Below are 12,215 nucleotides of genomic sequence, written 5' to 3'. Positions count from 1 at the left end.
CCCCTACAGACTGTCCAGAGAGCACCACCGGCTCCGGCCGGTGGTGCGTTTTTGCGTGGGCGCTCAACTGCACCAGCGGGGACTGGCACGGCATCGACGCCCGACTTTCAAAGGCCGGCCCTCGATGCCAGATAGGGGGCCAGGGCAAGCGAATAGCTGGCCGTCAAATGGTGAAGGTCGCGCCAGACGATGATGTTGCCGGCGACTGCGGGACATAGGAGCGGGCCGCATATGGCATCGGTCATATCCACGAAGACCACATTCTTCTGCGACTTTGCTGCCAAGGCAAACGTGCTGTTCGATTCGACTTCACTGCGCTTGGTGAAGCATTTGGCCGGCGTGGTGCTCAAGCAATCGCCGGGATCGAATTTGATATAGGGCGTGTTGCGAATCGCGACGATTTGCGAGCCTGTTTCCACCAGCTCGCTCCAGACGCTCCGCAGGCCCTCGAGCATCTGTTCTTGTGGCACTGTGCCGTAGCCGGATTGACTGGTAAATATCAGATCCGGCTTCAGTTTGATGATCTCGGCGAGCACGTTCTCCCGCCATTCGGCACAAGACACGAAGGGTTTGCCATAGGCGACGATCGGGACACGGCTGAATGGACAGGCGGACTTTGTAAACGTGACCAGCTTGAGCTTGCGGCCCATGGCAATCCTGTCCAGCGCCGGGATCCATTGGGCGGCGTGAGAATCCCCCACAAGCACGATGGCCCTCGCACCGGCCGGATCGCCGAGAGAGCATCTCAATGGTTCTGCGCCTTCCTCCTGGTGGCACTTCGATAGATACGCAATCGGCAAATCCCGCTTCAACCGGGCAAGGGGAGGAAGGAGATCCACGCCGTCGGGAACGGGAGCGTCGATGAGCAGCGCAGCCGGACCAGGATAGGAAGGCGTCCCGATCAAGGCCGTGTCGATGCTTTCGGTGCGCAGCGAATAGAGCAGGCCGCCGGACACCGCCACACAAGCAAGTATCGCAAAAGTGCCGTATCCCAGCGGTTTCCATTCGACACGGGCGCGAGCCTCTCGATATCGTTGTTCCACATATCGATAAGACAAGTCCGATAGTGCGGTGGTCAGCACAATCAGCCCAAGACCGTTGACCAGCGACACGGAGTAGCCCTGCGCCAGAAAGAAAATGATCAGTGGCCAGTGCCACAGATAGATCGAGTACGACCGGTCGCCGATGAAGCGAAGCATTTTCGAATCAAGCCCGCGAAACCGACCGCGTTCAACCTCGCCGGCCAGGATGACAAGAACGGTAGCGAGGGTCGGCAGCAAGGCGCTTGCGCCTGGGAAAGGCGTTGACGCGGAGAACAACAGGGCGGATGCGAGGATGCCTGCCACGCCCGCCGCCGCCAATGACTGTCGTGCGAACGCTCCCAGTCGAAACCCGTGTCCGGTGAGGGCCAACAGCCCTCCCAGCGCCAATTCCCATATGCGCGTTTGGGTCACGAAATAAGCCTGCGCAGGGTCCATCTCGGTCAAGATCACCGACGCGATCAGCGACCCGGCGAAAACGAGCGACAATGCCCCGATCAATGAAAGTCTCAGCGGGAATCCCTGGCGACGCGCCAGCCAGATCGCCGCAACCATGAGGAGCGGCCAGACGATGTAGAACTGCTCTTCTATCGAGAGCGACCAGTAATGCTGTACCGGGCTCGGCAGGCTGTCGGCATCGAGATAGCTGACGGCGATCGAGGCCAGCCGCCAGTTCTGGACATAAAGGGCGCTGGCGCCGATCTGGTTGGCTGTTTCCTCCCAGCGCGCCTTCGAGAGGAAAAACAACGTTCCGCACAGCGTCACAAGCAGCACCAGGGTTGCTGCTGGCAGAAGCCGCCGGATTCGCCGGGAATAGAATTCGATCAGCGAGATCCGGCCGTCGCGCACTGCTGTTCGCGCAAGCAAGCCTGTGATGAGATAGCCCGAAATAACGAAAAAGACGTCGACGCCGACATATCCGCCGGGAAGAACATCCGGCCACAGATGAAAAACCACGACCAGAGCGACCGCGAGACCACGCAGCCCCTGTATATCCGGCCGAAACCGAGGTCCCTCGCGCACTGGCTGAAAACTGTCCCGCAATTCCGAACGGCCTGTCTCAAGAGAAATGTCGGACCGCAAACGTCAGACCACATCACGGGTCATTAGACGATATCAAAACCCGCTGGCGGCCACCATACCGCCGCACGCACCAAACGCGACGCACTGGAAGGGCCAGCGGCGTCAGTTCCGGGGAACCGCGAACATGTCGAAATTCTTCTTCCTGCCGAGATCGTTTTCGGTGAGTTTCGGACCGAACAGCGTCGTCGGCCCCACCAAGTGGACATCGTAGCCCTTGTCGGCAAAGAACCGGCGCATCCGCACCCGCTCGTCCATCGAAAGATTGTGATTGACCTCGGACTTGATGTAGGGCCGGCATTCGTCGATCAGCGCGCCGATCGAGATCAAAACCGACAGATCATGCTGCTCCACATCGGTCTTGATGTAGCGCAGGCGCTTGATGCGCTGGCCGAGCCGGGCACGGATCAACGGCTCAATTCGCCGTCCCTCGACCGGGATACTGAAAGCGCTCCCGTGCTTCCACCGCGACACGCCGGTGTGGTCGCCGCCGTTCTCAAATCCCGGGTTGCCGTAGTCGAAGACGAACGACCCATCTTCCGGCGTCGCCGCGTAGGGAATCGGAAAAATATTCAGTCTGCAAGGGTTGAGCGCGGCATTGGCGCCGAGGATCGTGAAGGCAAAAGGGTTCGGCTCGAAAGCGAGGACCAGGCCCTGCGGCCCGCAGGCGAGGGCGATCGGTATCGTGCTGTCGCCAACCTGGGCACCAACGTCGATCGCCACGTCGCCATCGCTCAGGAACGTCCGCAGGTCATCGACTTCGCCCTGGGTGAGATCGAGGTCTGCCCCGCGCGGGTTCTTCCAGCGAGCGAATTCAATCTTCCCGTCTTTCGGGAGATCGATGACTTGTATCGAGTGGCCGTAAACGCGTGTTCTTGGCTTCAATCCAAGCAGATAGAAATATTCTTTTAGTCTCACCCCTTGCTGATAACGCAAACCAGGACGGCATTTCAACCCGGGACTATCTGACGCCAGCGCCTCTGCGAAAATCCGACGGCGACATGCCGGCCAGCTTGCGGAACGACTTGTTGAAGGCGCTGAGCGAGCCGAAGCCGGAGTCCATCGCGACGCGCAGCACGTTGGCATCCTGGTGCATCAGCAGTGCCTGCGCGTAGCTGAGCCGCAGCAGGTTGACATATTCGTTGAGCGTCATGCCGGTCGATTTCTTAAAGATGCTCATGGCGTATTTGGGATGGATATCGGCCGTCGCCGCGATGTCCACACAGTCGATCTCGTAGAGGAAATTCTCCGCTATGAAGTCGCACATGCGCCCGACATTGCGCAGGGATTGCTGATCGAAAGGATTGCCTGCTTCCTGCTCGATCGAGGTTTCGGGTGCGAGCCGGTAGGGCTCGAACCGCACCCGCTCCAGCCGCAGCAACAGCTCATTCACGGCGTGCTCGGCCTTGGCTGGATCGCCTGACCGGACATAGCGGTTCCAGCGCTCGAAATTGTCGCTGTCGGACCGGTCGGTGGCATTGGTCACCAATGTCGCGCCCGTCATCAGCCGGTTGCGAGTATCAGCGGGCAAATGCAGCCGGAAGAAATGCACCAGTGGCAGATGCGCGCCGGCGAAGACGGCATCGTCCGATGCATCGATCATCTGATGCGGCAGGCCGCCCCAGAACAGGCACATGTCGCCGGCCGAAAGCGAGATCTCGTGATCGCTCATGCGGTAGTGGACAGTGCCGCACATGATGAAGTTCACCTCGACCTGGGCATGCCAATGCGGCTTGAGCATCACCAGGGGATGATTGTGAAACGTCTGCAGGAGCAGCGGCAGGCCCTCCACGCTGCTGGCGCCAGGCTGGTAAAACGGTCTTTCAGGCATCTTACTTTCCGCCAATTCTTTATTCCCTTTGTCGCGGACAAGCCTTCGCCAGTGCCTAGTCTAGCCATGCTCGCGAAGAGAGAGCAAATGAAATGGGAGGATTTCGATGCGCACCACATTGACCTGCGCCGCGCTCGCGCTTGCCCTGGGCTCAGCCCCGGCCTTTGCGCAGTCCGGCGAAATCACGATCTGGAGCTGGAACGTCGCCGCTTCATCGCTGAAGGCCACTATAGAAGGCTTCAACAAGCAGTTCCCCGACGTCAAGGTCACGGTCCAGGATCTCGGCAACCAGCCGACCTACGACAAGTCGATAGCCGGCTGCGCCGCCGGCGGCGAGGGACTGCCTGATATAGTGACGATCGAGAACGGCGAGGCCGAGAACTACTGGAGCCAGTTCCCGGACTGCTTCGTCGACCTTCACACGCTGGGCTACACGGCCGAAGACCAGGCAAAATTCCCCGATTTCAAGCGCACCGAACTCGAAGTGGAAGACAAGGCCTATGCGATGCCATGGGATTCGGGCCCAGTGGCGATGTTCTACCGCCGCGACTTCTACGAGAAGGCCGGCGTCGATCCCGCGTCGATCAAGACCTGGGACGATTTCATTGCCGCCGGCAAGAAGATCCAGGACGCCAATCCCGGCGTGACGATGACCAACGCCGATTTCAACGGCGACTCCGAATTCTTCCGCATGATCGCCAACGAGCAGGGCTGCGCCTATTTCGCCGCCGATGGGCAGTCGATCACCGTCAATCAGCCGGCCTGTGTGGCGTCGATGACCAAGATCAAGGAGATGAAGGACGCCGGCATCATCACCTCGGCCGACTGGAGCACCAAGATCACCAACAACACCGCCGGCACTGTCGCCACCCAGATGTATGGCGGCTGGTATGAGGGCACCATACGCACCGAATCGCCCGACGGTAGCGGCAAATGGGGCGTCTATCTGATGCCGAGCCTCACCGCCGACGGCCCGCGCGCCGCCAATCTCGGCGGTTCGTCACTCGCCATCACCTCGGTGTCCAACAACAAGGAGGCCGCCTACGCCTACCTGAAATACTCGCTTGCGACCAATGAGGGCCAGATAGCGATGCTGAAGGGTTTTGGCCTCGTGCCGTCGCTGATCTCGGCGCTCGACGACCCCTATGTCTCCGAAGGCCAGCCCTATTGGGGCGGCCAGGCGGTGTGGAAGGACATCCTCGGCACCTTGCCCAAGGTCGTCCCAAGCCGCGGCACGCCGTTCCAGAGCGACGCGGAGATCATCGTCCGCGCGGTGCAGACCAAATATCTGGGCGGTGGCTATCCCGATGCCAAGGCGGCGCTCGACGATGCCGCAAGCCAGATCGCCTCGGCGACCGGCCTGCCGGTCGAAGAGTGATCTTCACGCGGCTCTCCCTTCTCCCCTTGTGGGAGAAGGTGGCCTCGCGAAGCGAGGTCGGATGAGGGGTGTTCCAGCTTGGCAGGACGGCATTCCTTCCAGCACCCCTCAACCGCGCGCCAATCCACCTTCTCCCACAGGGGGAGAAGGTAAGACAGCGGCGGCGCCGACTTCGACAGCAAGCCGGCAAACCTAGAAACGAGAGGCAAAGGAGGGCAACGATGCGCAATCAGAACGCCACGGCATATCGCTTCCTCGCGCCCTACCTGCTGATCTTCTCGATCTTCTGGCTGTGGCCGATCATCAACTCGTTCCTGATCTCCTTCCAGGCGACGCGCACCGTGCCGTGGCGGTTCGCGCCGACCTTCAACTGGGGCCGGTTGATCGGCGACCCCGCCTTTTTCAATGCCTTGAAGAACACGCTGCTCATCCTCGTCATCCAGGTGCCGGTGATGATCACTTTGGCGATCATCATGGCTGTGCTTTTGAATTCGCCGCTGCTGAAAGCCCGTGGCCTGTTCCGCTTCGCCTTCTTCGCCCCGGTGGTGGTCGGCGAAGTCGCCTATTCGGCGGTGTTCCGGCTGATGTTCAACCTCGATTACGGCATCATCAACAAGCTGCTGAACAGTGTCGGCCTGCCCCGTATCGACTGGTTTTCCAACGTCACGCCGGCGATGGCGGTCATCATGATCGCGGTGACCTGGCGCTGGGCCGGCTACAACGCCATCATCCTGCTCGCCGGCCTGCAGTCCATCCCCCAGGATGTCTACGAGGCGGCGACGTTGGACCGCGTCAGCAAGCTCAAGCAGTTCTTCTACATCACCCTGCCGCTGCTCAAGCCGATCATCGTGTTCTGCGCCGTGCTGTCGATCATCGGCACCATGCAGCTGTTCACCGAGCCGTTCCTGATCACCGAACGCGGCGGACCGGGCGGCGGCACCGAAACGCTCGGGCTGCTGCTTTACCGCCAGGGCTTCAGGTCGCTCAACTTCGGCTACGCCTCGGCCATCGCCTACACCATGGCCGGGCTGGCGATCGCCATCTCGCTGGTGCAACTGTGGCTGACGAGGGACCCGAAATGAGCTCGCGTTCCTCTTCAAAACTGGGGCGCAGCATCGCGCTGCATCTCTTCCTGACGCCGCTGGCGATGATCTGGCTGTTTCCTCTGTGGATGATGGCGGTTTTCTCGACCATGCCCGACAGAGGCATCTTCAGCCCCAGCATCGAGCTTTTGCCGCACGGCAGTTTCCTCGACAATGTCAACAATCTGCAGCGCGACACCAATTTCATTGGCGCCATCGGCATCTCCGTCTCAGTGGCGGTGACCTATACGTTCCTGTCGGTGCTGCTCACCTCGATGGCCGGCTGGGCGCTGGCGCGCTACCAGTTCTTCGGCAAGGGCGTGGTCGTCGCCATCATCCTCGGCACCATCACGCTACCCTATGCTGTCGTGCTGATCCCGCAATTCATCATGGTGGCGCGCGACTTCAAGCTCGCCAACACCTGGGTGGCGCTGATCGTGCCGCCGCTCTTCAATTCGCTCGGCGTGCTGTTCATGCGGCAGAGCTTCTCGATGATGCCGGGCGATCTGTTCGACGCCGCTCGGGTCGAGGGGGTCAAGGAGTGGCGGATCTTCCTGTTCGTAGCGCTGCCGCTGGCGCGGCCGATGCTGGCGGCGCTCGCCATCATCCTGTTCCTTGCCTCCTGGAACAACTATCTCTGGCCGCTGCTGATCAATTCCAAGCCCGGCGCGATGACGGCGCCGGTGGCGCTCGGCACGCTGATCGGCCTCACCAAAGTGTCGTGGGGCGGCATCATGGCGGGCGCCGTGATGCTCACCGTGCCGATGCTCGTCGTGGTCGTGCTCTTGCAGCGCCATTTCGTTGCCGGCATTGCCGCCGGCGCCATCAAATAGGATCAGCATGGCAGCGGTCACACTCAAAAATGTCGTCAAGCGCTTCGGCGGCTTTCAGATCATTCACGGCGCTGACATCGACGTCAATGACGGCGAATTCGTCGTCTTTGTCGGCCCCTCCGGCTGCGGCAAGTCCACGCTGCTGAGGATGATCGCCGGGCTCGAGGACATCAGCGGCGGCGAGATCGCCATCGGCGGCAAGGTGGTGAACGACGTCGAGCCGGCCGATCGCGGCATCGCCATGGTGTTCCAGTCCTACGCGCTCTACCCGCATATGAGTGTCGAGCAGAATCTGAGCTTCGGGCTGAGGATGAACGGCAACCCGAAGGCCGACACCGAGCGGCGGGTGAAGCGGGCCTCCGAGATCCTGCGCATCGCCGAGCTGATGAAGCGCCGCCCGCGGCAATTGTCGGGCGGCCAGCGCCAGCGCGTCGCCATCGGCCGCGCCATCGTGCGCGAGCCGCAAGTGTTCCTGTTCGACGAGCCGCTGAGCAACCTCGATGCCGAGCTCAGGGTGCAGATGCGGGTCGAGATCTCGCGCCTGCACAAGGAGCTCGGCGTCACCATGATCTATGTGACGCACGACCAGACCGAAGCGATGACGCTGGCCGACAGGATCGTGGTGCTGCGCGACGGCTATGTCGAGCAGATCGGCAGGCCGCTCGATCTTTACAGTGACCCCGACAATCAGTTCGTCGCGGGCTTTGTCGGCTCGCCGAAGATGAACTTCATCAAAGCTCGGGTCCTGGGGCACAGCGCTTCCGGCGTGACGGTCGAATTGGCAGGCGGGACGCGTCTTACACAGCCGCTGAATGGCCCGGTGCCCGAACCGGGAAGCAAGGTAGTGGTGGGCGTTCGCCCAGAACATTTCGGTCATGCCGGAAAGGGCGACGCCGACCTTTCTGTGACCATCGACGTGGTCGAGCATCTGGGTGGCACGAGCTTTCTCTACACCCGTACTGCGGCTGGCGACGATATCGTCATCCAGCGCGACGCGGCCGAGGTGCCCGACGCCCCTGAGATCACCGTTTCCATCCGCAAATCTTACTTATTCGACGACAACGGACGGCGGCTGCGCTGACGGCCAGCTCGTCTCAAATCCCAGGAGAATGACAATGACTTCAATCGCGCCCATCCGCTGGGGCATTCTCGGGCCCGGCGCCATCGCCAAGGCCTTTGCCGGCGGCGTGGCACATTCGCGCACCGGCACATTGGTTGCCATTGCCGCGCGCAATCCCGGCAAATCAGGCCTCGCTGAAAACTTCCCCGGCGCCCGCATCCTCGACGGCTACGAGGCTTTGCTCGCGGACCCGAACGTCGATGCGATCTACATTTCGACGCCGCATCCCAGCCACGCCGAATGGGCGATCAAGGCGGCCGAGGCCGGGAAGCATGTGCTTTGCGAAAAGCCGATGGGGCTGACCGCCTTCGAGGCCGATGCGATGATCCATGCGGCGCGCAAGGCCGGTACCTTTCTCGGCGAAGCCTTCATGTACCGGCTGCATCCGCAGACGGCAAAACTGGTCGAGCTGATCAGGTCCGGCGCGATCGGCGAGGTGCGCATGGTGAAGTCGAGCTTCGGCTTCGCCATGCCTGATTTCATGCCGGAGCACCGGCTCTACGCCAACGACCTCGCTGGCGGCGGCATTCTGGACGTCGGCGGCTACCCCGTTTCGATGGCGCGGCTGATTGCCGGGGCGGCGGTCGGAACGCCCTTCGCCGAGCCGGACAAGGTGGTCGGCGCTGCGCATCTCGGCCAGTCCGGCGTCGACGAATGGGCCTCGGCGCTCCTGCATTTTCCCAATGGCATCGTCGCCGAAGTTTCCTGCGGCATTTCGCTGGCGCAGGACAATGTCCTGCGCATCGTCGGCACCAAGGGTCGCATCGAGGTCGCGGATTTCTGGTATGCGAGCGGCAGGGAAGGCGGCACCGGCGAAATCCGCATCATCCGGCCGGGCGGGGAGGAGGTGGTCGAGGTCAGGGAAGACCGCTGGCTCTACGCTTTCGAGGTCGACGCCGCCGGCGAGGCCATCCTGGCCGGGAAGCAGGAGTTTGCCTGGCCGGGCATGGGCTGGGCCGACAGTCTCGGCAATCTGCGCGTGCTCGACAAATGGCGCGCCGCGATTGGCCTCGAATACGAGATCGAGAAGCCCGAAAAACGCCTCAACACCATCTCCGGCCGGCGGCTGCGCTCCGGCGGCACCACCATTCCGAAGCGCGAGATTCCGGGCCTGCCGCGGCCGGCCTCGTGTCTGGCGCTCGGCTTCGAGGATTTTCGCACGTTCTCCTCGGGCATGATCCTGCTCGATGCCTATTTCGAAGCCGGCGGCAACGTCTTCGACACCGCCTATATCTATGGCAGCGGCTACACCGAAACGCTGCTCGGCCAGTGGCTGACGAACCGCGGCGTGCGTGAGCAAGCGGTGGTCATCGGCAAGGGCGCGCACACCCCGCTCTGCTATCCCGATGTGATCGGCAAGCAGCTCACCCAGTCGCTCGACCGGCTGCAGACCGATCATGTCGATGTCTATTTCATGCACCGCGACGATCCGGACGTGCCGGTCGACGAGTTCGTCGACGCGATGGACAGGGAGGTCAGGGCTGGCCGCATTCGCGGTCCGTTCGGCGGCTCGAACTGGACAAGGGAACGCATGGACGAGGCTATTGCCTATGCCGAGCGGACCGGTAAGCAAAAGCCTGGCGCGCTTTCGAACAATTTTTCGCTGGCCGAAATGCTGGTGCCGATCTGGCCAGGTTGCGTCACATCGTCGAGCGATGAATGGAAGGCCTGGCTGACCGCCCGGCAGATGCCGAACTTTGCCTGGTCGAGCCAAGGGCGGGGTTTCTTCACCGGCCGCGCCGGGCGCGACCAGCGTGACAATGAAGAGCTGGTCCGGGTTTGGTACTCGGAGAAGAATTTCGGCCGCCGCGACCGGGCAATCGAGCTCGCCAACAGACTGGGCAAGAGCCCGATCCATGTCGCGCTCGCCTATGTCCTGGCCCAGCCGTTCCCGTCCGTCCCGCTGATCGGACCGCGCACGCTCGACGAGTTGGAGGACAGTCTGCGGGCGCTCGACATTGCGCTTTCGCCGGACGACATCGCATGGCTGGATGGCGGTTCGGATCAGAAGCTAGCGCGGGGCACGGGTTGACCTACCTTGCCTTCTCCCCTTGTGGGAGAAGGTGGATTGGCGCGCAGCGCCAAGACGGAAGAGGGGTGTTGGACGGAGTGGCGTCGGTGCCAAGCTGGAGCACCCCTCATCCGTCGCCTTCGGCGACACCTTCTCCCACAGGGGGAGAAGGGGAGCCGCGCGAGGCGCAACGCCACGGCTCCCCGGAACAGGTGATGGCGAGGGCGAACGAGACCTACCCCCTCACCTTCGGCCGCCGATCCTTCCACGGCATCTCCCGTTCCAGCTGCGTGGAGACGGCGAGCACGGTCGCTTCGTCGCCGTAGCGGCCGACCAGCTGCACGCCGATCGGCACGCCGCCGGCTGACCAGCCAAGCGGCAGCGAGATCGCCGGCTGTCCGGAGATGTTGAAGGGGAAGGCGAAGACGGCGTCCGTCCACTTCGCATTGTAGCGGTCGATGTCCGGTTCCGACATGTCGTAATAGCCCAACGGCCTCGGCAGTTGCGTCAAGGTCGGGGTGATGAAGAGATCGTAGGGCGCGAGATCGCCGACGATGTCGCGGCCGATTTGCCGGATCGTCTCGACGTCGGAGATGTGGCGGATGCCGCTCGTTGCGCGGCCGCGCTCGATGATCGCCCAGGTTACCGGCTCGACGTCGCTTGGCGTCACCGGCCTGCCGATCACCGTTTCGTGGTAGCCGAAGGTTGCCGCCGTCTGCACGCAGGTCATGTTGGTGTAGGTCTTCCACACCGCGTTGGCGTCGAGCGGCATGTCGTGCTCCTCGACATCGTGCCCAAGGTGCTCGAGCGCGGCGACCGTCGCCAGCACCGTGGCCTTGACCTCTGGGTCGATGTTTGGCGGCGTGACGGTAAAGCCGACGCGCAGTTTCTTCGGCGCACGCGACGAGAGGCTGAGCCAGCTGCCGCCCGGCACCGGCGGCGTATAGGGATCGCCCGGCAGCGCGCCGGCCACGGCATCGAGATAGGCCGCCGTGTCGCGCACCGTCCTGGAGCAGCACAGGAAATAGGCGCCGCCATACCAATAGTCGCCGAAGGGCGCCAGGCTGACGCGTCCGCGCGACGGTTTTAGGCCGACGATGCCGCAGCAGGAGGCCGGGATACGGATAGAGCCAGCGCCATCGCTGGCCTCGGCGATCGGCACCATGCGCGAGGCGATGGCTGCGGCCGCGCCGCCGCTCGAGCCGCCCGGCGTGATGCCGTGCTTCCAAGGGTTTTTCGTCGCGCCGTAAAGCTTGGGTTCTGTGCTGATCGACCAGCCATTCTCGGGCGCATTGGATTTGCCGACAAGCACCAGGCCCGCCGCCTTCATGCGGCGCACGACCTCGGTGTCGAAATCGGCGACGACATCTCTCAGGAAAGAACAGGAGTTGGTGTTGGGCGCTCCGGTCCAGGACGAGCCCAGTTCCTTGAGCAGGAATGGTACGCCGGCAAAGGGCGCGCTTCTATCGACCGTCTCAGCCGAAGCCCGCGCCATGTCGTAGAGCCGGTGAATCACCGCGTTCAGCGCCGGGTTGAGTCGCTCGATCATGGTGATCGCCGCCTCGACAAGCTCGGCCGGCGAGACCTCGCCGCGCTTCACCAGCTCGGCCAGATCCAGCGCGTCGGATTCGGCGTAGGTTTCCAGGAAGCTGTCGGTGATTTCGGCCATGCCTCTCTCCCTCGTTCTGCCGTGCGCAAACGGCGTCCTTTCTTCCTTCTCTCCTTGTGGGAGAAGGTGGATTGGCGCGTAGCGCCAAGACGGTTGAGGGGTGCTGGACGGAGTGCAGTCGGTGCCAAGCTGGACCACCCCTCATCCGGCCGCGGAGCCTGTCCTCGGGCT

9 protein-coding genes are annotated in these 12,215 nt (G+C 62.7%); 5 read left to right on the top strand and 4 right to left on the bottom strand.

Features of this window, described 5'->3' with window-relative positions:
- Positions 1-107 precede the first annotated feature (107 nt).
- From EOC94_RS23830 to EOC94_RS23820, 3 genes are all read right to left on the bottom strand, one after another.
- Positions 108-2,063, bottom strand: a complete 1,956-nt coding sequence (locus EOC94_RS23830) for an acyltransferase family protein (protein WP_281032978.1) — start codon at positions 2,061-2,063, stop codon at positions 108-110.
- 162 nt (positions 2,064-2,225) lie between these two features.
- The gene (locus EOC94_RS23825) at positions 2,226-3,038 is read right to left on the bottom strand and encodes an FkbM family methyltransferase (RefSeq protein ID WP_164547076.1); all 813 of its coding nucleotides are present in this window, start codon (positions 3,036-3,038) and stop codon (positions 2,226-2,228) included.
- Positions 3,039-3,081: 43 nt separating this feature from the next.
- A complete protein-coding gene (locus EOC94_RS23820; RefSeq protein WP_127293877.1) occupies positions 3,082-3,951 on the bottom strand; it encodes a helix-turn-helix domain-containing protein in 870 nt (289 codons plus the stop codon).
- 106 nt (positions 3,952-4,057) lie between these two features.
- On the opposite strand from EOC94_RS23820, the gene EOC94_RS23815 reads away from it, so the two are divergent.
- The 5 genes from EOC94_RS23815 (at position 4,058) to EOC94_RS23795 (ending at position 10,396) form a co-directional block, all read left to right on the top strand.
- Entirely contained in the window at positions 4,058-5,329 is a 1,272-nt protein-coding gene (locus EOC94_RS23815) for an ABC transporter substrate-binding protein (protein WP_127293875.1), read from the top strand.
- 221 nt (positions 5,330-5,550) lie between these two features.
- Positions 5,551-6,411 (top strand): sugar ABC transporter permease, encoded by an 861-nt coding sequence (locus tag EOC94_RS23810; RefSeq protein ID WP_127293873.1) that lies wholly within the window; start codon positions 5,551-5,553, stop codon positions 6,409-6,411.
- Positions 6,408-7,244 (top strand): carbohydrate ABC transporter permease, encoded by an 837-nt coding sequence (locus EOC94_RS23805; protein WP_127293871.1) that lies wholly within the window; start codon positions 6,408-6,410, stop codon positions 7,242-7,244. Before EOC94_RS23810 ends, EOC94_RS23805 begins: the two co-directional genes overlap by 4 nt.
- Positions 7,245-7,251: 7 nt before the next feature.
- A complete protein-coding gene (gene ugpC / locus EOC94_RS23800; RefSeq protein WP_095484811.1) occupies positions 7,252-8,325 on the top strand; it encodes a sn-glycerol-3-phosphate ABC transporter ATP-binding protein UgpC in 1,074 nt (357 codons plus the stop codon).
- A 34-nt stretch (positions 8,326-8,359) separates the two neighbouring features.
- Positions 8,360-10,396 carry an aldo/keto reductase gene (locus tag EOC94_RS23795; RefSeq protein ID WP_127293869.1) on the top strand — a complete coding sequence of 679 codons (2,037 nt, stop codon included), beginning with the start codon at positions 8,360-8,362 and terminating at the stop codon, positions 10,394-10,396.
- A 214-nt stretch (positions 10,397-10,610) separates the two neighbouring features.
- Here EOC94_RS23795 and EOC94_RS23790 read toward each other — a convergent pair whose 3' ends face one another.
- Positions 10,611-12,044, bottom strand: coding sequence for an amidase (locus EOC94_RS23790; RefSeq protein ID WP_127293867.1), 1,434 nt, complete (start codon positions 12,042-12,044; stop codon positions 10,611-10,613).
- Positions 12,045-12,215 lie beyond the last annotated feature (171 nt).

Origin of the sequence: Mesorhizobium sp. M6A.T.Ce.TU.016.01.1.1 (assembly GCF_003997065.1) — a bacterium.
Taxonomy (GTDB): Bacteria; Pseudomonadota; Alphaproteobacteria; order Rhizobiales; family Rhizobiaceae; genus Mesorhizobium; species Mesorhizobium mediterraneum.
This window is presented reverse-complemented; position numbering and strand designations above follow the sequence as displayed.

Bases quoted from the DNA above. Each gene is read 5' to 3' on its own strand.
- EOC94_RS23820 (WP_127293877.1), bottom strand. From the start codon at position 3,951: ATGCCTGAAAGACCGTTTTACCAGCCTGGCGCCAGCAGCGTGGAGGGC.
- EOC94_RS23815 (WP_127293875.1), top strand. From the start codon at position 4,058: ATGCGCACCACATTGACCTGCGCCGCGCTCGCGCTTGCCCTGGGCTCA.
- EOC94_RS23810 (WP_127293873.1), top strand. From the start codon at position 5,551: ATGCGCAATCAGAACGCCACGGCATATCGCTTCCTCGCGCCCTACCTG.
- EOC94_RS23805 (WP_127293871.1), top strand. From the start codon at position 6,408: ATGAGCTCGCGTTCCTCTTCAAAACTGGGGCGCAGCATCGCGCTGCAT.
- ugpC (WP_095484811.1), top strand. From the start codon at position 7,252: ATGGCAGCGGTCACACTCAAAAATGTCGTCAAGCGCTTCGGCGGCTTT.
- EOC94_RS23795 (WP_127293869.1), top strand. From the start codon at position 8,360: ATGACTTCAATCGCGCCCATCCGCTGGGGCATTCTCGGGCCCGGCGCC.
- EOC94_RS23790 (WP_127293867.1), bottom strand. From the start codon at position 12,044: ATGGCCGAAATCACCGACAGCTTCCTGGAAACCTACGCCGAATCCGAC.